This is a genomic window from Staphylococcus sp. HMSC055C03, assembly GCF_001809385.1.
Taxonomy (GTDB): Bacteria; Bacillota; Bacilli; order Staphylococcales; family Staphylococcaceae; genus Staphylococcus; species Staphylococcus simulans.
The window spans coordinates 282,976-308,283 of record NZ_KV797514.1 but is presented as its reverse complement, the minus strand read 5'-3'; the positions used below and the strand labels follow the sequence as shown (position 1 = coordinate 308,283).

Annotated in this window: 24 protein-coding genes and 1 pseudogene; 22 read left to right on the top strand and 3 right to left on the bottom strand. The window is 36.1% G+C overall.

Going from position 1 to position 25,308, the window contains the following annotated elements; genetic code table 11:
- Positions 1-308 precede the first annotated feature (308 nt).
- The gene (locus HMPREF2603_RS13790; RefSeq protein WP_060804035.1) at positions 309-1,541 is read left to right on the top strand and encodes a peptidoglycan DD-metalloendopeptidase family protein; all 1,233 of its coding nucleotides are present in this window, start codon (positions 309-311) and stop codon (positions 1,539-1,541) included.
- 75 nt (positions 1,542-1,616) lie between these two features.
- Positions 1,617-2,873, top strand: a complete 1,257-nt coding sequence (locus HMPREF2603_RS11920) for an aminoacyltransferase (RefSeq protein WP_060804036.1) — start codon at positions 1,617-1,619, stop codon at positions 2,871-2,873.
- Positions 2,874-2,987: 114 nt separating this feature from the next.
- Here the strand turns inward: HMPREF2603_RS11920 and HMPREF2603_RS11915 are convergent, their stop codons facing one another.
- On the bottom strand, positions 2,988-3,455 hold the full coding sequence (locus HMPREF2603_RS11915) for an S-ribosylhomocysteine lyase (RefSeq protein ID WP_002481814.1): 468 nt from the start codon (positions 3,453-3,455) through the stop codon (positions 2,988-2,990).
- Positions 3,456-3,746: 291 nt separating this feature from the next.
- Here HMPREF2603_RS11915 and HMPREF2603_RS13720 point away from each other — a divergent pair.
- The 3 genes and pseudogenes from HMPREF2603_RS13720 to HMPREF2603_RS11905 form a co-directional block, all read left to right on the top strand.
- Positions 3,747-4,904 (top strand): annotated as a pseudogene (locus HMPREF2603_RS13720) (M20 family metallopeptidase); the annotation flags it as partial.
- A gap of 9 nt (positions 4,905-4,913) precedes the next feature.
- Positions 4,914-6,134, top strand: coding sequence for an L-aspartate--L-methionine ligase LdmS (locus HMPREF2603_RS13715; RefSeq protein WP_231724100.1), 1,221 nt, complete (start codon positions 4,914-4,916; stop codon positions 6,132-6,134).
- Positions 6,135-6,273: 139 nt separating this feature from the next.
- Entirely contained in the window at positions 6,274-6,939 is a 666-nt protein-coding gene (locus tag HMPREF2603_RS11905; protein ID WP_002481812.1) for a DUF2750 domain-containing protein, read from the top strand.
- An 82-nt stretch (positions 6,940-7,021) separates the two neighbouring features.
- On the opposite strand, the gene coaW is transcribed toward HMPREF2603_RS11905, so the two are convergent.
- Positions 7,022-7,831: a type II pantothenate kinase gene (gene coaW, locus HMPREF2603_RS11900; protein ID WP_060804038.1), complete on the bottom strand. Its 810-nt coding sequence runs from the start codon at positions 7,829-7,831 to the stop codon at positions 7,022-7,024.
- A gap of 93 nt (positions 7,832-7,924) precedes the next feature.
- Here coaW and HMPREF2603_RS11895 point away from each other — a divergent pair, with 93 nt between their 5' ends.
- From HMPREF2603_RS11895 to HMPREF2603_RS11880, 4 genes are all read left to right on the top strand, one after another.
- Positions 7,925-8,290, top strand: coding sequence for a VOC family protein (locus tag HMPREF2603_RS11895; protein ID WP_057510755.1), 366 nt, complete (start codon positions 7,925-7,927; stop codon positions 8,288-8,290).
- Between the two features lie 49 nt (positions 8,291-8,339).
- Entirely contained in the window at positions 8,340-9,206 is an 867-nt protein-coding gene (locus HMPREF2603_RS11890; RefSeq protein WP_057510754.1) for a GNAT family N-acetyltransferase, read from the top strand.
- Positions 9,207-9,328: 122 nt separating this feature from the next.
- Complete coding sequence (gene rpoE / locus HMPREF2603_RS11885) at positions 9,329-9,877, top strand: DNA-directed RNA polymerase subunit delta (protein WP_002481808.1); 549 nt, start codon at positions 9,329-9,331, stop codon at positions 9,875-9,877.
- Between the two features lie 227 nt (positions 9,878-10,104).
- Positions 10,105-11,721, top strand: coding sequence for a CTP synthase (locus HMPREF2603_RS11880; protein ID WP_002481807.1), 1,617 nt, complete (start codon positions 10,105-10,107; stop codon positions 11,719-11,721).
- Positions 11,722-11,818: 97 nt separating this feature from the next.
- Here the strand turns inward: HMPREF2603_RS11880 and HMPREF2603_RS11875 are convergent, their stop codons facing one another.
- A complete protein-coding gene (locus HMPREF2603_RS11875) occupies positions 11,819-12,352 on the bottom strand; it encodes a DUF2529 family protein (protein WP_002481806.1) in 534 nt (177 codons plus the stop codon).
- 302 nt (positions 12,353-12,654) lie between these two features.
- Between HMPREF2603_RS11875 and fdaB the strand changes: the two genes are divergently transcribed.
- The 13 genes from fdaB to glyA all read left to right on the top strand — a co-directional run bounded on the left by fdaB (position 12,655) and on the right by glyA (position 25,293).
- Positions 12,655-13,512 carry a class IIb fructose-bisphosphate aldolase FdaB gene (gene fdaB / locus HMPREF2603_RS11870; RefSeq protein ID WP_002481805.1) on the top strand — a complete coding sequence of 286 codons (858 nt, stop codon included), beginning with the start codon at positions 12,655-12,657 and terminating at the stop codon, positions 13,510-13,512.
- 498 nt (positions 13,513-14,010) lie between these two features.
- A complete protein-coding gene (locus tag HMPREF2603_RS11865) occupies positions 14,011-15,270 on the top strand; it encodes a UDP-N-acetylglucosamine 1-carboxyvinyltransferase (protein ID WP_023016121.1) in 1,260 nt (419 codons plus the stop codon).
- 62 nt (positions 15,271-15,332) lie between these two features.
- Positions 15,333-15,683, top strand: coding sequence for a winged helix-turn-helix transcriptional regulator (locus HMPREF2603_RS11860; protein ID WP_002481803.1), 351 nt, complete (start codon positions 15,333-15,335; stop codon positions 15,681-15,683).
- A gap of 131 nt (positions 15,684-15,814) precedes the next feature.
- Entirely contained in the window at positions 15,815-17,245 is a 1,431-nt protein-coding gene (locus HMPREF2603_RS11855; RefSeq protein ID WP_023016119.1) for an aldehyde dehydrogenase family protein, read from the top strand.
- A gap of 191 nt (positions 17,246-17,436) precedes the next feature.
- The gene (gene rho / locus HMPREF2603_RS11850; protein ID WP_002481801.1) at positions 17,437-18,753 is read left to right on the top strand and encodes a transcription termination factor Rho; all 1,317 of its coding nucleotides are present in this window, start codon (positions 17,437-17,439) and stop codon (positions 18,751-18,753) included.
- Positions 18,754-18,885: 132 nt separating this feature from the next.
- Positions 18,886-19,146: a type B 50S ribosomal protein L31 gene (locus HMPREF2603_RS11845; RefSeq protein WP_002481800.1), complete on the top strand. Its 261-nt coding sequence runs from the start codon at positions 18,886-18,888 to the stop codon at positions 19,144-19,146.
- 151 nt (positions 19,147-19,297) lie between these two features.
- A complete protein-coding gene (locus HMPREF2603_RS11840; protein ID WP_002481799.1) occupies positions 19,298-19,897 on the top strand; it encodes a thymidine kinase in 600 nt (199 codons plus the stop codon).
- 2 nt (positions 19,898-19,899) lie between these two features.
- Positions 19,900-20,976 carry a peptide chain release factor 1 gene (gene prfA / locus HMPREF2603_RS11835; RefSeq protein WP_023016117.1) on the top strand — a complete coding sequence of 359 codons (1,077 nt, stop codon included), beginning with the start codon at positions 19,900-19,902 and terminating at the stop codon, positions 20,974-20,976.
- Positions 20,966-21,805 carry a peptide chain release factor N(5)-glutamine methyltransferase gene (prmC, locus tag HMPREF2603_RS11830; RefSeq protein WP_070462642.1) on the top strand — a complete coding sequence of 280 codons (840 nt, stop codon included), beginning with the start codon at positions 20,966-20,968 and terminating at the stop codon, positions 21,803-21,805. Before prfA ends, prmC begins: the two co-directional genes overlap by 11 nt.
- Before the next feature lie 107 nt (positions 21,806-21,912).
- Positions 21,913-22,956 carry an L-threonylcarbamoyladenylate synthase gene (locus HMPREF2603_RS11825; protein WP_060804041.1) on the top strand — a complete coding sequence of 348 codons (1,044 nt, stop codon included), beginning with the start codon at positions 21,913-21,915 and terminating at the stop codon, positions 22,954-22,956.
- Positions 22,953-23,387: a low molecular weight protein arginine phosphatase gene (locus HMPREF2603_RS11820; protein WP_060804042.1), complete on the top strand. Its 435-nt coding sequence runs from the start codon at positions 22,953-22,955 to the stop codon at positions 23,385-23,387. Before HMPREF2603_RS11825 ends, HMPREF2603_RS11820 begins: the two co-directional genes overlap by 4 nt.
- Positions 23,388-23,501: 114 nt before the next feature.
- Complete coding sequence (locus tag HMPREF2603_RS11815) at positions 23,502-24,029, top strand: TIGR01440 family protein (RefSeq protein WP_023016114.1); 528 nt, start codon at positions 23,502-23,504, stop codon at positions 24,027-24,029.
- A gap of 25 nt (positions 24,030-24,054) precedes the next feature.
- The gene (gene glyA / locus HMPREF2603_RS11810; protein ID WP_002481793.1) at positions 24,055-25,293 is read left to right on the top strand and encodes a serine hydroxymethyltransferase; all 1,239 of its coding nucleotides are present in this window, start codon (positions 24,055-24,057) and stop codon (positions 25,291-25,293) included.
- The last annotated feature ends 15 nt before the right edge of the window (positions 25,294-25,308 follow it).

The window sequence follows — 25,308 nt, the reverse complement described above, 5'->3', positions numbered from 1 at the left end:
GACATGTTATAATTTTTATACATAAAGTTCCTCCAATGATTGGGTTTGTGGTTATTCTCTAATTATACGTGAGGGCTTTATTTTTTTAAAATAATATGAGTATTTTATATAAAAAGCCGAGGGAAATCATTAAAAATTCTCCTTGGCTTTTATTTGAGACTGGATTTATGTCCCAGCCCCTTTTTATTTTGTACGTGGCAATCATTGAATTTAAGAATGTTTTATTATGAAATGTTCTTATTTATAATTGCGCAGAACATAAATAAGTGGTAATCTTTAAGTGGTTATTATTAATAGGAGGCAATAGAATGGACATCAATGAAAAAAAGTTATTAAACACTAAAGTGCTTATTTTAACGTCAACACTTGCCGCAGGTGGAGTTTTTCTTTCCAATTACAATAATGACGCATATGCAGCAGAAGAAATTAATCAAGAAAACCAAGTTAATTATGGAGAATTGCTTATAAATAACGAGGTGAAAATTGATTCGAAATTACAAACAACTAATGATACTGTAACTGAAAATCAAGTTTCAAAAGCAAAAGTTGATTCAGTTGAAAGCAATCAGAATATATCAAAAAACAACAATTTAAATGAATCAAGTGCTATGATAGATAGTCAATTGCAAAACAACATTCAATTTGTTAATCCTGAAAAGAAATATTTTGAATCGTATTTAGATAAAAATACAGTTTCTCAACGAGAATATAAAAATAGTTTTCATACAAGAAGTAATCTTAACTTTGTTGAAAGTACTCCTCGATATACTACAAGAAGTATGGAACCCTATGCATCAGCTCAATGGCTTACGAAATATCAATTGACTGCTGGATATGGACATTATAATTTAAACATAAATAATGGCATGCATTATGGGGCTGATTTTGCAATGCCTATTGGGACTCCAGTAAGAGCAATTACAGGTGGTAAAATTATTGAAGCTGGTTGGAGCCCTTATGGTGGCGGTAATCAAATTGGTGTAAAAGAGCCCGATGGTTCCCATTACCAATGGTATATGCACTTAAGTCAATTAAATGTTAGGGTCGGAGATTATATCTCAACTGGACAAATTATAGGAAAATCAGGTAGTACAGGATTCTCAACAGGTCCACACTTGCATTTCCAAAGAATGGTTGGTGGGTTAGGTAATAATTATGCACAAAATCCAATACCATTTTTAAAACAATATGGATATGGTAGTAATACTTCTGGTTATACTCCGCCGGTTAATCGCGTACAAGCACCATCAACTAACAGTACTTATAAAGTTGATGGCAAAGGTACTTATTACAAAGCAGAATCAGCATCATTTACAGCAAACTATGATATTAAAACTCGATTGAATGGGCCATTTAGAAGTAACCCACAATCAGGTGTGTTACATCCTGGTCAAACAATTAAGTATGATACAGTCATGAAACAAGATGGACATGTATGGGTTGTATATACTGGATATTCAGGAAAACGAATATATTTACCAGTTAGAACATGGGATAAAAATTCTAATACATTAGGCCCGTTATGGGGAATTATTAATTAAGGTATATGATAATAGAACTGGAATATTTACATTTCAGTTCTATTATTGTGTATAAAACACCGAAGGAGATGCAACATGTACTTTACAAATTTATCTGAAACAGAGTTTGATAATTATACAAAACAACATTTTTCACATTATACACAGTCAGCGAAACATTATCATAATCGCAATAAAGCACAACATGATGTGCACCTAGTAGGAGTTAAAGATGAAAATAATGAAGTTATTGCGGCGTGTTTACTAACAGAAGCGAGAAGTTTGCGCTTCTTTAAATACTTCTATACACATCGCGGACCTGTCATGGATTATAAGAATATTAAACTTGTGGAATATTTTTTTGCGTCTTTGACACTTTATTTAAGAAAACACAAAGGGTTATATGTACTTGTCGATCCGTATATTTTGGAAAATATCAGAGAACCTGATGGTGAAATCATTGAACAATTTGATAATCATCAGTTGATTCAAACATTGGAAAAGTTAGGTTACAAACATCAGGGCTATTCCACTGGTTATTCTTCTATGAGTCAAATCAGATGGTTGTCTGTGTTAGATTTAAAAGGAAAATCAGAAACGCAGTTACTCAATGAAATGGACTATCAAACAAGACGTAATATTAAAAAGACTTATGAAATGGGTGTACAAGTCCGTACACTTTCTATTGATGAAACACCTTTATTCTTCGAATTGTTTAAAATGGCAGAAGAGAAACACGGTTTCACATTTAGAGGTTTGGATTATTTTAAACAAATGCAAAAGGTTTATGGTCATCGTGGTTTCTTAAAATTAGCATATGTCGATTTGCATACGTACTTAAAAGAGTTGAAAGAGAAACACGCACAATTACAAAGTGATTTAGATGAAGTGAATGAGAAGTTGAAAGAAAGTCCGAACTCTAAGAAATCAAAAAGCAGAGCTAATCAACTGCAGCAACAATTTAATAGTAACGAACGTAAAATCAAAGAAACACAAGCGATGATAGAAAAAGATGGCAACATCTTAAACTTAGCAGCTGCGCTTTATCTTTATAATGAGCACGAAGTTTACTATCTCTCTAGTGGTTCGAATCCTCAATATAATGCGTTTATGGGCGCATACCGTTTACAATGGGAAATGATTAAATTTGCGAAGAAGAAAGGTATTGACCGTTATAATTTCTACGGTATTACAGGAGATTTCTCTGATAATGCAGAAGACTATGGTGTACAAAAATTCAAAGAAGGATTTAATGCACACGTAGAAGAGTATATTGGAGATTTTATTAAACCGCTTCGCCCAATGCTCTACAAACTCTCATTATTATTAGACAAACTAAAAAACAGAGAATAGATGAAAGCAATCTATTCATAATTTTAATAGCAAACAAAAAAGAAGCCCCGTCTCAAATCAATTTTTGATTTGAAGCGGGGCTTCACATACTATTAACGCATCAAGTGACCAGGATTAGTCTTCGCTGAAGATTTTATCCCATTGGTCACGTTTTTCTAACATTTCTTGTGCAATTTCATGTGCACCTTCTAATGAGTGGCTTGCTGCCCAACCGCATTGTACCTCATTACAAGCAGGGACTTCTTTAGCCGCAACAACATCTTTCAATGTTGCTTCAATGATGTTTAATACATCTTCGTAGTCATCATGGTTGATGAATGATACATAGAAACCAGTTTGGCAACCCATTGGACTTAAGTCTACGACTTTGTCTGTGTGGTTACGGATGTTTTCAGCCATTAAGTGTTCTAATGAGTGTAAACCAGGCATTTTCATGTGTTCTTTGTTTGGTTGTTTGAAACGAATATCATATTTCTTAATTACATCTCCGTTTTGACCTTCTTTTGTACCTGCTAAGCGCACAAATGGTGCAACAACTTTAGTATGATCTAAATTGAAACTTTCAACGTTCATTTTAGGCATAAAACTAAACCTCCTTTAGTTCTTCATGTCTTATTGTAACAAGGCTAAGCAGCATTTACAATTTTACCGAATACACTTTCAATGAAAAGTTTATCAGTTTACTCGGGATAAATTTGTTGAAAATTAAGAAAAAGGATGACAAAGTCATGAAAAACCTTTAAAATGTTTAGTAATCAATTTTACTGATAAAGATATAAAAGGGGATGAGAACGCAAGGTAAAAGCGTTCCAAATCGTGTTAAAACGACCTTAAAGACACATATATCTTTGAAAAATAAAGGGAGTCACTAAAATGTCATTTGAAACTCATATTGAACAATTTATAGATGCGAAACAGTCAGAATTTATTGATATCAGTCATAAAATCCATGAAAGACCAGAACTAGGAAACCAAGAAGTCTTTGCTTCTGGTTTATTAATGCAAGAATTAAAGAAATACAGCTTTGAAATTGAACAAGATATCGCAGGTCATCCGACTGGCTTCATTGCTCAATATCATAGTCGCAAGCCAGGGCCGACGATTGGTTTCCTAGCAGAATATGACGCGCTTCCTGGATTAGGTCATGCATGCGGTCATAATATTATCGGTACAACAAGTGTGTTAGCTGGTATCGCTTTAAAACAAGTTATCGATAAAGTAGGCGGACAAGTGGTTGTGTTAGGTTGTCCAGCTGAAGAAGGCGGAGAAAACGGGAGTGCGAAAGCGAGTTATGTTAAAGAAGGTATCATTGATGAATTAGATGTTGCTTTGATGCTGCACCCTGGTAATGAAACATACAAAACAATCCATACATTAGCAGTAGATGTATTAGATATTAAATTCTACGGTAAAAGTGCACATGCTTCTGAAAATGCGGATGAAGCGATTAACGCTTTAGATGCGATGATCAGCTATTTCAATGGTGTAGCACAATTACGTCAACAAATTAAAAAAGGTGAACGTGTACATGGTGTGATTTTAAATGGTGGAGAAGCAGCCAACATTATTCCTGATTTTACACATGCACGTTTCTATACACGTGCAACAACACGTAAAGATTTAGATGTGTTAACACACCGAGTAGGTCAAATTGCTCAAGGTGCCGCATTGCAGACAGGTTGTGACTATTCATTCAAACCGATTCAAAATGGCGTGAACGAATTTATCTTAACACCTAAATTGGATGAACTGTTTGCACATTATGCACGTCAAAAAGGCGAAGAAGTCAGTGAAGATGACTTCGGTTACGGTTCTACTGATACGGGTAACGTCAGTCATATCGTACCGACGTTACATGCACATATTAAAATCGGGCCAAGCAATTTAGTAGGACATACTTACAAATTTAAAGAAGCTGCTGCATCTGACCATGGTGATAGTGCCTTAATTAAAGGTGCGGATATTTTAGCACGTATGGGCTTAGATTTAATTCAAAACAATGAATTGTTGAGAGAAATTAAAGAACAACATGTCAGAAAAGTGAAGCAAGCATCATTAAAAGAACTTAGAAAACATTCAGAACAACCTAAGGTCACTTTAAGTGATTTATATGATGAGTCTATTGTTTATACGTCTCGTCCATCGTATGTTTCTAATCCTTGGTTAGAGCCTGATGAGCATCAATCTAACTTCTTAACAGGTCGTGAATTATTAATCGCAAATAAAATGCCGGTGATTGTGCATGAAGCGAGTGTCACTGATAAGTTGAAACAGTTATTCAACGAAGTCGGTAAAGAAGTGCCAAGCAATGTTTATAAATTCCATAACCAAGCTAGTTATGAACATTTATTACGTTCGTTAACGAAAGAAGACAACAAGAAGATATACTTCCAATATGTGCATAGTGAAGACATTGTACCTAAAGAAGATTATGCGCTGGATAAAGATACGTTTGTTGCGCTCAACAATAAAGCACGTATACCAGAGTGGACAAACGGTAAATATTTGCCGAAACGTGAAGTTGTGGCGGTAGAAGATTTTGAAGAAGCAGTGAAGAAGTGGGATTTACCGATTGTATTAAAACCGGGCGATGATTTACCGACAGCCGGCGGCTATGGCGTGATGATCTGTTATAACCAAGAAGATTTAGAAAAAGCAATTGAACGTGTTCATCAAGCATTAGATGAAACAGAAACAATGATTATTGAACAAAAAGTGGATGATATCGCCAATTACTGTGTACAATTTGCTTACTCAGATCAAATCGGTTTGAAATATTTAGGAACAGCCGAACAAATCACAGATGATTATGGTTTCTATAACGGAAATCAAAGTGTACCAGTGGAAGAGGTGCCGCAAGCTGTGATTGAAGCGGGTCGTGAAATTATGGAAAACGGTATTAAAGAAGGTTTCTATGGTGTCGGAGGTTTCGACTTGCTTTATGATAAGTATGGTCATGTTTATGCGATTGATTTAAACTTCCGTCAAAACGGGTCAACAAGCATGTTGCTGTTAGATGATGAATTATCTGGAGATTTCCATAAATTCTATAGTTATTTCTCACGCGGTGATAATACGAAATTTTATCGCACGATTATGAAATATGTCCGCCAGGGCAAAATTTATCCATTATCTTATTATGATGGTGATTGGTATGGTAAGGATAAAGTGAATTCTCGTTTTGCGTGTATCTGGCATGGCAGCTCAAGAGAAGAAATTGAATTAAATGAAAAAGCCTTTTTAAAAGAATTAGGCGATTAATATAGAGTTTTAGTGAAACGGTTAAAATCCTGTGTGATTTTAGCCGTTTTGCTTTAACATAAATCGTATTAGATTGACTGTTTAAGTTTATTATTTTATATTTGCATTGATACACAACTATAGAGAAAGTGGGTTTACTATGGATTATAAATACGAAACGTTTTTCAAAGATTTGCTTGTAAATGAAACGTACTATATTGCAGTCAAAGATAGAAAAATGGTTAGAAGAGATGTAGATGGACATGCCATTGCGCTATTTTGGACAAAGAAAGAATTAGCAGAAGCTTATTTTGAAAACCGTAAAGATGCTTACGATAAAATTATTATTCGTGATTTAGATCGCTTTGTGACAAGTGAAATGGATGACTTATTTGATAAAGGGGATAAAGTCTTAGTCAATGTTACAGATGAACTAGACGGACATTTCATTGATATTTATGAAGCCACAAAACAAATTATGACAGAACTGGATCGTATTCGTACAGTTGAATTTGCGCGAATTACTGCGAAAACAGATGATGTTTATGGTCTGACTGATAAAGGAAATAAACAGTTTATTATTATCAGCAATAACGGGGAAAACCAACCTAACTTCATGCCAGTGTGGAGTGATTACCAATCTGCATTGAAAGTGCGCGATGAAGATTTTGAAGAATGCGATGTAGATCAAGTTGAAGGAGAAGTTTTCAGTGAATGGCTTGATCAATTAAGAGATGATGATAACGGCGTCGGCATCAACTTAAAACCGAATGTTGTAGGTTCGATAGTTTCAGCCCAAACATTGAAAAATGAATTATCTTATTAAAATTGTTTAATTAGATAGAGAACATAATAGGGAATAAGGCAATGATTAAAATCTGCCTTATTCCCTATTTATTTGATGTACATTACGCTGGATTTCCTAAGTAGATACTGCCTAAAGCGCCTGAAAAAGCGCCGCCTTCAACATAGTAAGGCTTGAAACCACGTAAGACAGTATAATCTTCTACAACTTTGCGTAGAAGATGATTATTGTTGAATGAAGAACCGATATACACCACATTTTCAGTTTGGAACTCTCTTGCGAGTGTGATGGCCATGGTTGTGACAACTTCTCCAACGATACCCATTACTGATGCTAATTGATCTGCCGTTGATACTTCTTTATCTAGATGACGCATCACGTGTGCGAAGTTTGCGGCTGTTAAATCACCTGGAATTGGCGGTTCACTATTTTTATAGATGTGTTTTACTTTTAAATCAATAAATTCACGATCACCTTGTTCTGCGGTATCTGTCAAAGTTTGATAATCTGTAATCCCAGATAATAAGTATCCTAAACCTTGAATCATACCACCGCCGGCACCGATACCTCCGACACGTCTTTGTGTCTGGCCGTCAAAATAGTGCATAGATGTGCCTGTTCCGACATTGGCGAAGATGTAGTCTTTTAAATAATGACCTTGTTCTTCTAATAACATATTTAAACCCTTTGAAGCTGCATCGAACTCAACGAATTCTTGTGCAGAGAAATCTAATTGATCTTTAATCATTTGTGCTTTACCGCCGGTTAAAGAAACATTTCTGCAAGGTTGTTGATTCAACCACTCAATCACTTCTGTTAATTCATCAGTACGTTTCGTTCTGAAAGTACGGTGCCCGTTGTCGATTTCGACAATTTTAATTAATGTACCACCGGCATCAATACCGATTTTCATAGTTTCACCTCAAAATTATGTATGACATGTAATCATTAATAGTATAATCAAAAGAGAAAGAAAAAAGCAAAGTTAAGGAGTGTACAATAAAAAATGAAATTAAGTCCATACCTTATCGTAGAAAATGTTGCAAAAGCAGCTGAATTCTATCAAAGTGTTTTCGGCGGTGAGATTAAAGTATTAAATCAACAAAAAGAACAAGTGTTGCACGCAGAAGTTCACATTACTGATGCTATTGTATTGCACTTATCGAGCAATTATGGCAAACCATTCAGTAATGAAGATGTGAATCTGCTTCTGACATTTGAAGATTCTACAGAACAACAACGTGTATTTGATGCGTTGAGTGTTGGTGGAGATCCACACATGCCGATTACTAAAACTTTTTTCAACGCAATGCATGGTCAAGTCAGAGACCAATACGGTGTCAATTGGCTCTCAAATTGTTTCTCAGCATAGTGCATAGGGAAACACTAATTGAACTTGCAGTAAATAAGAAATGTAGGGGATGTATATGAAACACAGTAAGCAATTTGGAGATATTATCGTTCAGCCATACGAACCAAAGTACCATAAAGAAGTCGAAGAATTCGAACTGTCAGAAAGACAGATGATTTATTCTTCTTTACCAAAACAAGTATTAGACGATGCATTAAAAGACAAAGACCGTATCGCGAATATAGCTATTAATCAAAAAGGGGAAGTGGTCGGCTTCTTTGTTTTACATCAATATTATCAACACGAAGGTTACGACACACCAGAACATGTCGTCTATGTCCGTTCGTTATCTATTAATGAAAAATTCCAAGGAAATGGTTACGGCACGAAGATTATGATGAATCTGCCGAATTATGTTCAGTCACTTTATAGTGATTTCAACCATTTATACCTTGTGGTCGATGCTGAAAATAAAGCAGCGTGGAATGTGTATGAACGTGCAGGGTTTATGCATACTGCGACAAAACAAGAAGGACCAATCGGTGAAGAACGTTTATACTATTTAGATTTAGATTCTAAATATGTTTCATCATTAAAGTTGAAAGCACCCGATGAACAACCTGATAAAGAAATCGATACAGTACATTTAATGCTGGACGGTCAAAAAGCAGGTTTTATTGCCTTGCAAGCAACAGAAAACCGTATGCATATCAGAGGTATAGAAGTGGATAAGGATAAACGACATAAAGGTATCGCAGAAAGTGCATTACGTCAGTTAGCGACATATATCAGAAAAACATATCCTGAAATAGAAGTCTTAGATATTGTTTTATTTGGTGAACATAATGAATTAAAACCGTTATGTTTGAACAGTAATTTTGTCGCAACCTTGCAAACTGAAGATTATGTAAAATTTGAAAAATATATCGTTTATTAAAAATGTAATCATTAGCATTGCGAAATAGGGCATTGTCATTTATAATTTACATTTGTTAACATGAGAAATAAGTAAACTTGTGATTGAATTGATAAAGCCTTTGAAAGGGAGTAATAGAACATATGAAAATTCAAGACTACACAAAAGAAATGGTAGACGAAAAATCATTCATCGATATGGCCCATACTTTATTAGAAGAAAAAGGGACTACAATGAATTTATACGATATCATTGATGAATTTAAAGCTTTAGGACACTATGAAGATAATGAACATTTAGAAAATCGTATTGTTCAATTCTACACTGACTTAAACACAGATGGACGTTTCTTAAATGTCGGAGAAAATATGTGGGGATTACGTGACTGGTATTCAGTAGATGATATTGAAGAAAAAATCGCACCTACAATTCAAAAATTCGATATCTTGGATGAAGAAGACGAAGAAGATAAAAATCTTAAACTTCTTGGCGAAGAGGAAGAAGAGGAAGACGAAGCAAGAACTGAAGAAGATGTTGAGGACGACGAAGAAAATTTAGACGATCCTCAAGATGAAGAAGAAGTCAATGAATCTGATATCGTTATCGAAGAAGACGAAGATGAATTAGAAGAAGCAGAAGAATTATTTGAAGATGCGGCTGGTTTTAATGATGAGCCAGACGATGAAGAATAATAATTGACTTTTTCTAGAAAAATGATAAAATTTTATTCGGGCTCCTTTAATTAGGACAACGTGTATAAATCATACGCTCCCCCTTTACATGAGATGTGAGAGGGAGCGTTTTTTTATTTTTTAAGCGATATTTAAAATAAGCGCTAAGACTTTTATGTCTTAACATGAATACAAACAAGTTATGGAATGTTAAATTAATTTGTAATTGAAAAGTAGGAGGAAAAAGAATGACTAAGTTCATATTTGTTACTGGCGGAGTAGTTTCTTCACTTGGTAAAGGAATTACAGCGGCATCATTAGGCAGATTATTAAAAGATAGAGGTTTATCCGTAACGATACAGAAATTCGATCCATATTTAAACGTAGACCCAGGTACTATGAGTCCGTATCAGCACGGGGAAGTCTTTGTGACAGATGATGGTGCGGAAACAGACTTAGACTTAGGACACTATGAACGTTTTATCGACATCAACTTAAATAAATATTCAAACGTGACAGCTGGTAAAGTTTACTCTCACGTATTGAAAAAAGAACGCCGCGGTGATTACTTAGGCGGTACGGTTCAAGTTATTCCTCATATCACGAATGAAATTAAAGAACGTTTACTATTAGCAGGCGAAAGCACAAATGCAGACGTTGTTATTACTGAAATCGGCGGTACAACAGGTGATATCGAATCACTGCCATTTATCGAAGCGATTCGTCAAATTCGTAGTGATTTAGGCAGAGATAATGTCATGTATATCCACTGTACTTTATTACCTTACATCAAAGCAGCAGGTGAAATGAAAACAAAACCGACACAACATAGTGTTAAAGAATTACGTGGTTTAGGTATCCAACCTGATTTGATTGTGGTAAGAACTGAATATGAAATGACACAAGATTTAAAAGATAAAATTGCATTATTCTGTGACATTCCTGAAGAAAATGTTATCGAATGTCGTGATGCTGAATCTTTATATGAAATTCCTTTACAATTAAGCAAACAACATATGGATGACTTAGTCATCAATCGCTTAGACTTAGATGCGAAATACGATACACAATTAGATGAATGGAAACATTTATTAGAAATCGTAAACAATCTTGATGGTGAAATCACAATCGGTTTAGTCGGTAAATATGTAAGCTTGCAAGATGCTTATCTTTCAGTTGTAGAATCATTAAAACACGCAGGCTATCCATTATATAAAGACATTAAAGTTAAATGGATTGATTCTAGCGAAGTGACAGATGAAAACGCAGCAGAATATTTAAAAGATGTAGACGGCATCTTAGTGCCTGGCGGCTTTGGTTACCGTGCAAGTGAAGGTAAGATTTCAGCAATCCGTTATGCGCGTGAAAACAATGTGCCATACTTCGGTATCTGCTTAGGTATGCAGTTGGCAACAGTAGAATTTGCGCGTAACGTTCTTGGTTTAGAAGGTGCACATTCTGCAGAATTAGATCCTGATACACCATATCCAATCATTGACTTATTACCAGAACAAAAAGATATCGAAGATTTAGGCGGAACATTACGTTTAGGCTTGTACCCAAGTGAAGTTAAAGAGGGTACATTAGCTTATGATATCTATGGTAAAAAAGAAATCGAAGAACGTCATCGTCACCGTTATGAATTTAACAACGACTATCGTCAACAAATGGAAGATGCAGGTATGGTCTTCTCAGGTATCAGCCCAGACGGCAGAAGAATCGAAATGATTGAAATTCCTGGTAATGACTTCTTCTTCGCGAGTCAATTCCACCCAGAATTCTTATCAAGACCAAACCGTCCGCAACCAATCTTCAAAGCGTTTATCGAAGCGGCTAACAAATATCAACAAAATAAAAGTAAATAAGGCAAAATACGTCTATTATAAAGCATAAAGAAGCGGCAAAGCAGATTCACAACTAGGTGAATCAGCTTTGCCGCTTTTGTATTTTCAAATTATTTAGTTACTCTTCTACGTTCAAATCCAAGTCTCTGATCATTTCAATCATTTGTGTATAGATTTCATAGTAAACATAAGTGAATGCCATAGGATGAGGTTGAACGATTTTGTCGTAATCCTCTGTATAGACAATCGGTCTTGGTGTACATAAATCTATATAATGAAGAAGATGGTCAGGAATAGGTGTTTCTTTATTTTTGTTACAGATTAAAACGAAATCAACATCTAAATCAATTAAGCGTTGTGTATCCGCTTGAACTTCTTCTGTATAAAAAGGAGAGAAGAGTAAGACGCGGTCAGTTGTATCTAATGCATCATAACTTTCTAAGTCAGTTAGACGTTTGCTTGCTTCTAATTTTTCATTGCTGTTAAGCACATAATCTTCGAAGCAATTTAAGTCGCCATAACCTTTGACATAAACATGACCTTCTCCGCCGATAGCTTGAATTAAACATTGTGCTGCCATTTGTATATCCAATTCTTGTTGATTTAAGCGATTGAATATACCAGTAAGTTGTGTTTGTAAGATATTCGCCATAGTAGCCTCCAACTTTATTATCGATATTTCAATTTTAAATGAAGCTTATCTTTAATTCAATTGACTGAAAAATGTATAAGACGCAGATGAAAATGGGTAATAATAAAAAATACAACGTTAAGCACAGAACAAAGTGGTTGTGAAACACATATACACATGTTGTATACGTTTTCATTTGAAAATTCACACAATTTTATCATTTATAACCGCTTACATTTAGTTTTGCAATGCATTACGGCGGTGACTTTGATATACTTAACGTATAAAAATCACGTGCAAAACGCACGCAAGGAGGAACTTTCATGCCTTTAGTTTCAATGAAAGAAATGTTAATCGATGCAAAAGAAAAAGGTTACGCAGTTGGTCAATACAACTTAAATAACCTAGAATTCACTCAAGCTATTTTAGAAGCTTCACAAGAACAAAATGCACCAGTTATTTTAGGTGTATCTGAAGGTGCTGCTCGTTACATGAGCGGATTCTACACTGTAGTTAAAATGGTAGAAGGCTTATTACATGATTTAAAAATCACTGTACCAGTTGCTATCCATTTAGACCACGGTTCAAGCTTCGAAAAATGTAAAGAAGCAATCGACGCTGGTTTCACATCAGTTATGATCGACGCTTCACACAGCCCATTCGAAGAAAATATTGAAATCACTAAAAAAGTGGTTGAATATGCACATGCACGCGGTGTATCAGTTGAAGCTGAATTAGGTACTGTTGGCGGACAAGAAGACGACGTAGTAGCTGACGGCGTTATCTATGCTGACCCTAAAGAGTGTCAAGAACTTGTTGAAAAAACAGGTATCGATACTTTAGCACCTGCATTAGGTTCTGTTCATGGTCCTTACAAAGGTGAACCAAACTTAGGCTTCAAAGAAATGGAAGAAATCGGACAATCAACTGGTTTACCATTAGTATTACACGGTGGTACTGGTATCCCAACTAAAGATATCCAAAAATCTATTTCTTTAGGTACAGCTAAAATCAACGTAAATACTGAAAACCAAATTGCTTCAGCGAAAGCAGTTCGTGAAGTATTAAACAACGACAAAGAAGTATACGATCCACGTAAATATTTAGGACCAGCTCGTGAAGCTATCAAAGCTACAGTAACTGGTAAAATCAAAGAATTCGGTACTTCTAACCGCGCTTAATTTTGAATAATTAAGTATTGAAAGAGCATCTTTTTCGGATGCTCTTTTTTGTGTTGTGAGACAACACCAAAAGATTGTGTTCTCGTCAACCATTTGTTAGGATACAAAAGATTGCGGAAATATCTATATGACAATAATGTTAGGCAAAAATGGTGTATTGCCTGAAATTATTTCGCAGTCTTAACGTGACTTGTGCTATAATGTCTTAAGTGATTTTTTGAATGAAACAAAAAAGTTTGTTGAGACTGACATCTTAAGACAAACGCATAAAATGGGTGCAACATATCAACATGTTGTAAATACTTTAACAAATGGCTTTGTATTCTATAATATGAATATACAATCGCTAGTACATTCAACTATAATTAATATGAAGTATGTGGATAACAGTTATTTTCATAGAAAATGATGAAAGAGTGGGTGTAGTCGTATCAGAAACAAGGTAGACTATACATAGAACTGTGGAATAAAGATTGAATAACAAAGGAGAACAATCGAATGGCTCAAGAAGTAATAAAAATCAGAGGCGGACAGCCATTAAAAGGGAAACTGAAAATCAACGGCGCTAAAAATAGTGCAGTGGCGATTATCCCAGCAGCATTACTTGCAGAGGATGTTGTAACATTAGAAGGCTTACCGCAAATTTCAGATGTTGCTACTTTAGTAAGCTTGTTAGAGGATTTAAACATTAAAACAGATTTAAAAGATACAGAATTAAAAGTAGACCCGACGGAAATAAAAAATGCGTCTTTACCAAACCATAAGGTAGAGTCATTAAGAGCATCATATTATATGATGGGAGCAATGTTAGGTCGATTTAAAAAATGCGTCATCGGACTACCAGGTGGTTGTCCTTTAGGACCACGTCCGATTGATCAACATATTAAAGGATTCAAAGCATTAGGTGCGACGATTGATGAATCAAGCCCGACTTCTATGAAGATTGAAGCGGAAGAATTAAAAGGTGCGAATATTTTCTTAGACATGGTTAGTGTCGGTGCAACGATCAATATTATGTTAGCTGCTGTCCGTGCAGAGGGACAAACAGTAATCGAAAATGCAGCGAAAGAACCTGAAGTTGTTGATGTTGCGACGTTCTTAACAGGAATGGGTGCGAATATTAAAGGTGCAGGTACAAGTACTATTAAAATTACGGGTGTCGATCATTTGCATGGTGTGACACATCAAATTATTCCAGACCGTATTGAAGCGGGTTCATATATGTGTATGGCAGCAGCTTGCGGTGCTGAAGTGGAACTTGATAATATCATTCCAAAACACATCGAACCTTTAACTGTTAAATTACGTGAACTAGGTGTAGATGTTGAGATTGATGATGACCGCGTAAAACTTAAAGGCCAATTACCATTTAACAGCGTCAACATCAAAACGTTGGTTTATCCAGGTTTTGCGACTGACTTACAACAACCAATCACACCATTATTATTCTTAGCAGATGGACCTTCATTTGTAACAGATACAATTTATCCTGAAAGATTCCGTCATATCGAAGAGTTAAGAAAAATGGGCGGAGAAATTTCTGTAGATCAAAACACAGCAACAGTTAAACCGTCTCAATTACATGGTGCGTCTGTGTATGCGAGTGATTTGCGTGCCGGTGCTTGCTTAATTATTGCAGGTTTAATCGCAGAGGGTGTGACAACAATTTATAATGTAAATCACATTTATCGCGGCTACACAAACATTGTAGAGAATTTAAAATCTCTCGGCGCAAACATTTGGACTGAAAAAATTTAGAAAACGTGGTATACTTTGTATAGTAGGTTTGCATGATCTAGTAATCATGAGAGGTGATTTAAATGGAAATTTGTCCATATCTAGAAGAAACATTCAAAATCATCGGTCGAAGCTGGAATGGATTAATTTTAAATTATTTATCTAGATGTCCAGAACAGTCTGCACACTTCAGTGATATGAAGAAAGATTTGAAGACAATTACACCACGTTCTTTAAGCTTAAAACTTTCTGAACTGATGGAATGGGAGTTAGTAGAAAAGAACATCGTATCAAAAGCCCCCTTATCAATCGTTTATCATTTAACTGATAAAGGTGCTGCTTTAGCTGAGGCTTTAGTACCGATGGAAGAATGGGCACAAAAATATATTGAACTTGAATCTGAGAATCAAACAGATAATGTGGCCAATTCTTAATATAGATTTGAGAGAAGTAAGAGTTATTCCTTTTGGAGTAGCTCTTATTTTGCGTTATAAGCAGAAACGTTTAAAAAAATCTGAGAAAGGATAAACTATAAAGTAAGACGTAATACTAAGGAGTGACTGAATTGAGAATTCAAACTAAGCAATATATCAATGGTGAATGGGTTGATAGTGCAAGTGGCGAAACAATCGATGTCATCAACCCAGCAACTGAAGAAGTACTCGGTCAAGTTGCGAAAGGTAACAAAGAAGACGTAGATAAAGCAGTACAAGCTGCAAAAGATGTTTATCTTGAATTCCGTCACAGCAGTGTAGAATATAGAAGAGACTTACTCGATAAAATTGTTAAAGAGTATGAAAATAGAAAACAAGATATTATTGAAGCGATTACTGATGAACTAGGTTCACCGCTTGAAAAATCCGAAAATGTGCATTATCAAATGGGACTTAATCACTTCTCAGAAGCAAGAGATGCATTGGATAATTTCCAATTTGAAGAACGACGCGGTAATGACTTAGTGGTGAAAGAAGGTATTGGTGTTGCTGGTTTAATCACACCATGGAACTTCCCAACTAACCAAACATCATTAAAACTAGCAGCAGCATTCGCAGCTGGTAGTCCAGTCGTATTAAAACCTTCTGAATTAACACCATACGCAGCAATTATCTTAGCTGAAATCTTTGATAAAGCTGGCGTACCAAAAGGTGTATTCAACTTAGTAAATGGTGACGGCGAAGGTGTCGGCAATCCATTAAGTGAACATCCAGATGTACGCATGATGTCATTCACAGGTTCAGGACGTACAGGTGCAAAAATTATGGAAAAAGCAGCACAAGACTTCAAAAAAGTTTCACTTGAACTTGGTGGTAAATCACCTTATATCATTTTAGATGATGCAGATGTAGAAGAAGCTGCTGAAGCTGCAGTCGGCAAAGTTTATAACAACACAGGCCAAGTATGTACTGCAGGTACAAGAACTATTATTCCTGAATCAATGAAAGATAAATTCATTGAAGCAGCAAAAGAAAAAATGAGCCAAGTAAAAGTTGGAGATCCAAGAGAAGAAGGCGTTCAAATGGGTCCAATCATCAGCAAAAAACAATTTGATCAAGTTGAAGATTATATTCAAAAAGGTATCGATGAAGGTGCTGAATTAGTTCTTGGAGGTGTAGGTAAACCTGAAGGATTAGACAAAGGTTACTTCGCAAAACCAACAATCTTTGCGAATGTTGATAATCAAATGACTATCGCACAAGAAGAAATCTTTGGACCTGTAATGTCAATTATCACTTACAAAGACCTTAAAGAAGCAATTGAAATTGCGAACGAAACAAAATATGGTCTTGCTGGTTATGTATATGGTAAAGACTTAAACACTTTACGCAAAGTTGCACGTGAAGTTGAAGCAGGTACAATTGAAATCAATGAAGCAGGTCGCAAACCAGATTTACCATTCGGTGGTTATAAACAATCAGGTATCGGTAGAGAATGGGGCGACTATGGTATTGAAGAATTCTTAGAAATCAAATCAATTGCAGGTTACTATAATGAATAACCTTTGAATACTATTTGCTGGGCACGAAAGTGTCCAGCTTTTTTAATGGAGAAATAGTTAATTATACGCAATTGATAACGTTAGACCAATGATTGTTTTTGTAATTAAAATGGAAATTTGCTATGGTTATCTTATGAAAAATACTTTATAATAAGTAAATACGTAAAATTAAAACGAAATGAGTGTCAAACATGCCTGAAAGAGAACGTACATCTCCTCAATACGAGTCTTTCCACGAACTTTATAAGAACAACACTACTAAAGCGCTAACTCAAAAAGCAAAATCTCTTAAACTTACAAATTATAGTAAACTTAATAAAAAAGAATTAGTATTAGCTATCATGGAAGCTCAAATGGAAAAAGACGGCAACTATTATATGGAAGGTATCTTAGATGATATTCAACCTGACGGTTACGGTTTTTTAAGAACAGTCAACTATTCCAAGGGCGAAAAAGATATTTATATTTCTGCAAGCCAAATCCGCCGTTTTGAAATCAAACGAGGGGATAAGGTTACAGGTAAAGTCAGAAAGCCGAAAGATAATGAGAAATATTATGGTTTACTGCAAGTTGACTTCGTTAATGATCACAATGCAGAAGAAGTTAAAAAACGTCCTCACTTCCAAGCACTTACACCACTATATCCAGATGAACGTATTCGATTAGAAACAAAATCAACTAACTATTCCACACGTATTATGGACTTGGTTTCACCGATTGGTTTAGGCCAACGTGGTTTAATTGTCGCACCGCCTAAAGCAGGTAAAACAACATTGCTTAAAGAAATTGCGAACGCCATTTCAGCAAACAAACCAGAAGCTAAATTGTTCATTTTATTAGTTGGAGAACGACCAGAAGAGGTAACAGATATTGAACGTTCAAGTGATGATGCAGAAGTAGTGCATTCAACATTTGATGAGCCGCCAGAACATCATGTTAAAGTTGCTGAATTATTACTAGAACGTGCGAAACGTTTAGTTGAAATCGGAGAAGACGTCATTATTTTAATGGACTCTATTACACGATTAGCACGTGCATACAACTTAGTTATTCCACCAAGCGGACGTACTTTATCAGGTGGTTTAGATCCGGCTTCATTACACAAACCTAAACATTTCTTTGGTGCGGCAAGAAATATTGAAGCAGGCGGCAGCTTAACGATTTTAGCCACTGCATTAATTGATACAGGTTCTAGAATGGACGATTTAATTTATGAAGAATTCAAAGGAACAGGTAACATGGAGCTTCATTTAGATCGTAAATTAGCTGAAAGACGTGTCTTCCCAGCTATTGATATTGGTCGAAGCTCAACACGTAAAGAAGAATTGCTGGTAGATAAGAAAGATTTAGAAAGCTTATGGCAATTACGTAATATGTTTACAGATTCTACAGACTTCACAGAACGTTTCATTAGAAAGTTAAAACGTTCGAAAAATAATGAAGAATTCTTCCAACAATTACAAAAAGCAGCTGAAGACAGCAAGCGTACAGGCAAGCCGATTATATAAATATAAATTTGATTTGTCTTCCAGAATGGGTTGCAATTTATTCTGGTAACAATTATAATTACTAAGTATTGGGTAAAAACTCACAAATAACTCTGTTCCAGATGGTTCAGGGCAAAGGAGCTGAAAATAATAATGAGACAAGGAATCCATCCTGAATACCACAAAGTAATTTTCTTAGATACTACTACTAACTATAAATTCTTAAGTGGTTCAACTAAAACATCATCAGAAACAATGGAATGGGAAGATGGTAACGAATATCCAGTTATCCGTTTAGATATTTCATCTGACTCACATCCATTCTACACAGGTCGTCAAAAATTCGCAGCAGCGGATGGCCGTGTTGAACGATTCAACAAAAAATTCGGTCTTAAATCAAACAACAATCAATAATATTGAATGTCATTTACTCTCGCTTTTAAAGCGAGAGTTTTTTTACTTTTTTGTCCGAATTCATTTGGATTTTCTTGCAGTTATTTCTCTATCAAAATTAAAAATATGATATAATGAGATGATTTTGTTTTGAAAAGGAAGGAAAAGCATAATGTATGAAACTTATCATTCCGGCTGGATTGAATGTATTACCGGCAGCATGTTCAGCGGTAAATCTGAAGAATTAATCCGCAGATTAAAACGCGGCATGTATGCAAAACAGAAAGTCGTTGTATTTAAACCTGCAATAGATAATCGTTACCATAAAGAAAAAGTGGTATCGCACAATGGTAATGCGATAGAAGCCATTACAATTAAAGCAGCTGAAGAAATCTTTGAACAGGATTTAACAGGGGTAGATGTCATCGGTATTGATGAAGTACAATTCTTTGAACATTCAGTAGTAGATATCGCACAAGAGTTGGCTGAACAAGGTCATCGTGTGATTGTTGCTGGATTGGATATGGATTTCAGAGGTGAACCTTTTGAACCGATGCCTCAACTAATGGCAGTCAGTGAACTTGTCACAAAGTTACAAGCCGTTTGTGCAGTCTGTGGTGCACCTGCCAGCAGAACGCAACGTTTGATTAATGGCAGACCTGCCAAAGCAGATGATCCGATTATTATGGTTGGTGCAGATGAAAGTTATGAACCAAGATGTCGTGCACATCATATTGTCGCACCAAGTGAGACTGAGAAGGAGGAATTATAATCATGTTTGATCAATTAGACATTGTTGAAGAACGTTATGAACAGTTGAACGAATTACTGAGTGATCCAGATGTGGTCAGTGATTCTGATAAACTGCGTGAATACTCAAAAGAACAATCTGATTTACAAAAAACAGTAGATGTTTATCGTGAGTATAAACAAAACAAAGAAGATATTGAAGAAATGAATGAAATGCTGAATGAAACAACAGACAAAGAAGAAGTTGACATGTTGAAATCAGATATCAGCGAATTAAAAAATACATTACCTGATTTAGAAGAACAATTAAAACTATTATTGATTCCTAAAGACCCAAATGATGACAAGAACGTTGTCGTTGAAATCCGTGCCGCAGCAGGTGGAGATGAAGCAGCCATCTTTGCGGGTGATTTATACCGTATGTATTCACGTTACAGTGAAGCACTAGGATATAAAACTGAAGTCATTGAAATGAATGACAGTGACCATGGCGGTTTCAAAGAAATCAGCTTTATTATCAATGGTCAAGGTGCTTATTCTAAATTGAAATACGAAAATGGCGCACACCGTGTACAACGTGTACCTGAAACTGAATCAGGCGGTCGTATCCATACATCAACTGCTACTGTAGCGGTACTGCCTGAAGCGGAAGATGTAGAAATTGAAATTAGAAATGAAGACTTGAAAATTGAAACATATCGTTCAAGTGGTTCAGGTGGTCAGCACGTCAATACGACTGACTCAGCAGTACGTATTACGCATTTACCAACAGGTATTATTGCGACATCATCTGAAAAATCACAAATTCAAAACCGTGAAAAAGCATTGAAAGTGTTGAAAGCACGTGTGTATGATATGAAATTACAAGAAGAACAAGAAAAATACGCATCTGAAAGAAAATCAGCAGTGGGTACTGGGGACCGTTCAGAACGTATTCGTACGTATAACTATCCACAAAATCGTGTCACTGATCACCGTATCGGTTTAACAATTCAAAAGTTAGATCAAATCATCGAAGGTAAATTAGATGAAATTATCGATGCGTTAACAATGTCAGAACAGACAGAGAAATTGAAAGAATTGAACAACGTTGAGTTATAAAGAAGCAGTTCAAGCTGCCTCAAAACAAGCGACTGCTCGTGGTTATGAATCGAAACGCGCAGAATGGCTGTTGCTAGATTTATTAGAATGGTCGTTGACGGACTATGTACTGCATATGCAGGATACCATGCCAGAAGAACATGAACGGTTATATCAACAAGCGGTCGAGCGTATGTTGACAGGGGAACCGATTCAATATATCACTGGCTTTCAAAGTTTCTTAGGAGAAAAGTTTCAAGTAGATGAACGTTGCTTAATACCAAGACCTGAAACAGAAGAAGTACTCATGTACTTTTTAGAACGTTTGCCTAAGCAAAGTGTGGTGGCAGATATTGGGACGGGAAGCGGTATTTTAGCTGTCTCCTTAAAACGTTTAGAACCAAGTTTGACAGTGTATGCGTCAGATTTATATGAAGGACCATTAACTATTGCTGAAGCTAATGCGAAGCTGCATCAAACAGAAATCACTTTTATACAAGGCAGTGATTTGGAACCTTACATTAAACAAGGTATTCGTTTAGATGGTTTGATTTCTAATCCGCCGTATATTGATGAAAGTGAATCTGTCGATATGGCCGAAACAGTTTTGGATTATGAACCACATCAAGCTTTATTCGCAGATGAACAAGGTTTAGCGATTTATCGTGCGATCATTGAAAAATTGCCGTATGTTTTAAATGATCAGGCACTTGTCGTCTTTGAAATTGGTTATAATCAAGGCGCAGTATTAAAAACGATGATTGAAACCATGTATCCAAAAGTACAAGTTGAAGTCGTCGCTGATATTAATCAAAATGATCGAATTGTCGCATTTAAATGGTCAGCTTAAACAGAGGATGAGAAGTTATGGGAGAAGAAGGGGAATCGCACATTCCCTGTTCTCGCATAACTTCTTATTTTGTTTTACAATTAAATTGAAAGGACGTGCAGCAGAAAATGATGACAAAAACATGGGATTTACGTAACCAATTACAGACAGAACAAGGTCAACGTGCTTTAAATGAAATCAGTGACATCTATCATGCGGGCGGTTTAGTCGCAATTCCGACAGAGACAGTTTATGGATTAGGAGCTAACGCATGTGATGATCAAGCCGTACGTCGTATCTATGAAGCGAAAGGACGTCCATCTGATAATCCTTTAATCATTCATATTCATGATAAAAGCCAATTGAATGATTTTGTGGCTTCTTATTCAAAAGAAGTGGAACAATTAATGGATGCGTTTTGGCCAGGGTCGATTTCTTTTATCTTACCGTTGAAACCAGGTTACTTATGTGAACGTGTCTCAGGAGGTCTTGACTCTATCGCAGTGAGAATGCCGAGTCATCCTATTGGTCGTGCTATTTTGAAATATACAAATCTGCCGATTGCTGCACCGAGTGCTAATATTAGCGGCAGACCTTCACCTACAACTTTCTCACATGTCTTTAATGATATGGACGGACGGGTAGAAGGAATAGTAAATGGTGATCAAAGTGAAGAAGGTTTAGAAAGTACAGTACTTGACTGCACACAATATCCTTATAGAATTGCAAGACCAGGTGCGATAACAGAAGAAATGATTGACTCTGTATTGCCAGGTTCTGTAGACCACGATGCACAATTAAATACAGAAAAACCAATCGCACCAGGTATGAAGTATAAACATTATTCACCACAAACACCTGTAGCGATGCTGACAAGTTTAACACAAGCTATTTCAGAGGATAAAGATTGGTCGCATACATTGTTTGCGGTACCTGCGACATTGCAGGCCTACTTGCCGAAAGATGCTATTTATCGCGAACTTGCAAAAGATGTCACTGATTTAAAATCCGCAAATCATATGCTATATCAAATTCTGCACGAGCTTGATACGGATGAATCCATTGAACAAGGTTATATTTATCGTTTTGAACCTACAGATGAAAGTACAGCTTTCTTAAATCGTTTAGAAAAAGCAACAGGTAATCAACAAATAGGAGCGGATCAACTGTGAAAATAATCTTTGTTTGTACAGGAAATACATGTCGCAGTCCAATGGCTGAAAGTATTGCGAAATCATTAATGCCTGAACATACCTTTTATTCAAGAGGTTTATTTGCGATGAATGGTCAAACTGCAGCTGCACATACACAATCCATTTTAGAAGAAAAAAATTTAGATTCGCCGACAAAGGCTTGTCAGTTGTCTGAAAGTGATTTAGATGCAGACTTGATTTTGACAATGATTGAGGGGCATAAGCAACAACTTGAAATGATGTATGCGCAACCATTACCGGTATATACGCTTTATGAGTTTGCAGGCCAAAAAGGTGAAGTTTCAGATCCCTATGGCGGAGACCTCAATCAATACCAACAGATTTATAATGAACTGAATTACTTATTGAACGAAGTGAAGTTAAGATTGGAAAAAGATGTTAATAATTAGTATGAGTTGAGCTTTAAATGCGTTATAATAGCAACTATATAGCATCGTTTGCTTTACATAAGCGAGAACTTTTCTGTTTTCGCTTGAGATGAGTTTACAAAGGGGTGGAATTAAATGGAAAATTTGAAGTTATTGCTTAATGAGTTAAAAGAACAAGATTTCTTCAAACCCGGAGAAATTTGTGTTATTGGTTGTTCAACATCTGAGGTTATCGGTGAGCGAATCGGCTCAGTCGGTTCAATGGAAGTAGCACAAGAAATCTTTGATGCTTTGATGGAAATCCGTAAAGAGACAGGTGTCACTTTTGCATTCCAAGGTTGCGAGCATATCAATAGGGCAATTACTATCGAAAGAGAACATTTCAATCCACTTACAATGGAAGAAGTTACAGTTGTGCCCGCAACGCATGCTGGCGGCAGTATGTCGACATATGCTTATCGTCACTTAGACAATCCGATGGTTGTTGAACATATCACTGCTGATTGCGGTATTGATATCGGTCAAACAATGATTGGCATGCATATCAAACATGTTGCAGTACCTGTACGTACTTCAGTGAAGCGTGTCGGGGATGCGGTCGTGACACTTGCGACTTCTAGACCTAAGCTAATCGGCGGCGAACGTGCTCACTATACTTTATAACTAAATGAATTGGGGGAATGATGTCATGTCATTTATCGAAAAGGAAGACAAAGCAGTATTTGAAGCTATTCAAAACGAATACAATCGTCAGAATAACAACATTGAATTAATCGCATCAGAAAACTTTGTGTCAGAAGCAGTAATGGAAGCACAAGGTTCAGTATTGACTAACAAGTATGCTGAAGGTTACCCAGGACGCCGTTATTATGGCGGCTGCCAATTTGTAGATGTAACAGAAACATTAGCGATTGAACGTGCGAAAGAGTTATTTGGTGCAGAACACGTTAACGTACAACCACATTCAGGTTCACAAGCAAATATGGCAGTTTATTTAGTTGCATTGGATTACGGTGACACTGTATTAGGTATGAACTTAAGCCATGGCGGTCACTTGACACATGGTGCTAAAGTCAACTTCAGCGGACAATTTTATAACTTTGTCGAATACGGTGTAGATAAAGAAACAGAACGCATCGATTACGAAGAGGTACGTCGTCTTGCGAAAGAAAACAAACCTAAATTAATCGTTGCGGGAGCATCAGCTTACCCAAGAGAAATCGACTTCAAGAAATTCAAAGAAATTGCTGATGAAGTCGGTGCTAAATTAATGGTAGACATGGCACATATCGCTGGTTTAGTAGCTGCAGGTTTACATCAAAACCCAGTAGACTATGCTGATTTTGTGACTACTACAACGCATAAAACTTTAAGAGGCCCTCGTGGCGGTATGATTCTTACTAAAAAAGAATATGCGAAACAAATTGATAAAACAATTTTCCCAGGTATTCAAGGTGGACCATTAGAACATGTTATTGCGGCAAAAGCAGTAGCATTCGGTGAAGCATTGCAACCTGAGTTCAAAGTTTATCAAGAACAAGTCATCAAAAATGCGAAAGCATTAGCTGATACGTTAATCAATGAAGGCTTCAGAGTGGTTTCTGGTGGTACAGAAAACCACTTAGTAGCGGTTGATGTTAAAGGTTCATTTGGTATTACAGGTAAAGAAGCGGAAGAAGCATTAGATGAAGTGGGCATTACTTGTAACAAAAACACAATTCCATTTGACCAAGAAAAACCATTCGTAACAAGCGGTTTACGTTTAGGTACACCAGCTGCAACAACACGTGGATTCGATGAAAAAGACTTTGAAGAAGTAGGTAAAATCATCAGCCTAGTTGTTCAAAATCCTAAAGATGAAGCGAAGTTAAAAGAAGCTTCTGAACGCGTACAAGCTTTGACTTCAAAACATCCACTATATAAATAAGAGAACTAGGAGGCT

What these genes read in the sequence shown, in the direction of transcription:
- HMPREF2603_RS13790 (WP_060804035.1), top strand. Translation starts at nt 309, where the DNA reads ATGGACATCAATGAAAAAAAGTTATTAAACACTAAAGTGCTTATTTTA.
- HMPREF2603_RS11920 (WP_060804036.1), top strand. Translation starts at nt 1,617, where the DNA reads ATGTACTTTACAAATTTATCTGAAACAGAGTTTGATAATTATACAAAA.
- HMPREF2603_RS11915 (WP_002481814.1), bottom strand. Translation starts at nt 3,455, where the DNA reads ATGCCTAAAATGAACGTTGAAAGTTTCAATTTAGATCATACTAAAGTT.
- HMPREF2603_RS11905 (WP_002481812.1), top strand. Translation starts at nt 6,274, where the DNA reads ATGGATTATAAATACGAAACGTTTTTCAAAGATTTGCTTGTAAATGAA.
- coaW (WP_060804038.1), bottom strand. Translation starts at nt 7,831, where the DNA reads ATGAAAATCGGTATTGATGCCGGTGGTACATTAATTAAAATTGTCGAA.
- HMPREF2603_RS11895 (WP_057510755.1), top strand. Translation starts at nt 7,925, where the DNA reads ATGAAATTAAGTCCATACCTTATCGTAGAAAATGTTGCAAAAGCAGCT.
- HMPREF2603_RS11890 (WP_057510754.1), top strand. Translation starts at nt 8,340, where the DNA reads ATGTATATGAAACACAGTAAGCAATTTGGAGATATTATCGTTCAGCCA.
- rpoE (WP_002481808.1), top strand. Translation starts at nt 9,329, where the DNA reads ATGAAAATTCAAGACTACACAAAAGAAATGGTAGACGAAAAATCATTC.
- HMPREF2603_RS11880 (WP_002481807.1), top strand. Translation starts at nt 10,105, where the DNA reads ATGACTAAGTTCATATTTGTTACTGGCGGAGTAGTTTCTTCACTTGGT.
- HMPREF2603_RS11875 (WP_002481806.1), bottom strand. Translation starts at nt 12,352, where the DNA reads ATGGCGAATATCTTACAAACACAACTTACTGGTATATTCAATCGCTTA.
- fdaB (WP_002481805.1), top strand. Translation starts at nt 12,655, where the DNA reads ATGCCTTTAGTTTCAATGAAAGAAATGTTAATCGATGCAAAAGAAAAA.
- HMPREF2603_RS11865 (WP_023016121.1), top strand. Translation starts at nt 14,011, where the DNA reads ATGGCTCAAGAAGTAATAAAAATCAGAGGCGGACAGCCATTAAAAGGG.
- HMPREF2603_RS11860 (WP_002481803.1), top strand. Translation starts at nt 15,333, where the DNA reads ATGGAAATTTGTCCATATCTAGAAGAAACATTCAAAATCATCGGTCGA.
- rho (WP_002481801.1), top strand. Translation starts at nt 17,437, where the DNA reads ATGCCTGAAAGAGAACGTACATCTCCTCAATACGAGTCTTTCCACGAA.
- HMPREF2603_RS11845 (WP_002481800.1), top strand. Translation starts at nt 18,886, where the DNA reads ATGAGACAAGGAATCCATCCTGAATACCACAAAGTAATTTTCTTAGAT.
- HMPREF2603_RS11840 (WP_002481799.1), top strand. Translation starts at nt 19,298, where the DNA reads ATGTATGAAACTTATCATTCCGGCTGGATTGAATGTATTACCGGCAGC.
- prfA (WP_023016117.1), top strand. Translation starts at nt 19,900, where the DNA reads ATGTTTGATCAATTAGACATTGTTGAAGAACGTTATGAACAGTTGAAC.
- HMPREF2603_RS11825 (WP_060804041.1), top strand. Translation starts at nt 21,913, where the DNA reads ATGATGACAAAAACATGGGATTTACGTAACCAATTACAGACAGAACAA.
- HMPREF2603_RS11815 (WP_023016114.1), top strand. Translation starts at nt 23,502, where the DNA reads ATGGAAAATTTGAAGTTATTGCTTAATGAGTTAAAAGAACAAGATTTC.
- glyA (WP_002481793.1), top strand. Translation starts at nt 24,055, where the DNA reads ATGTCATTTATCGAAAAGGAAGACAAAGCAGTATTTGAAGCTATTCAA.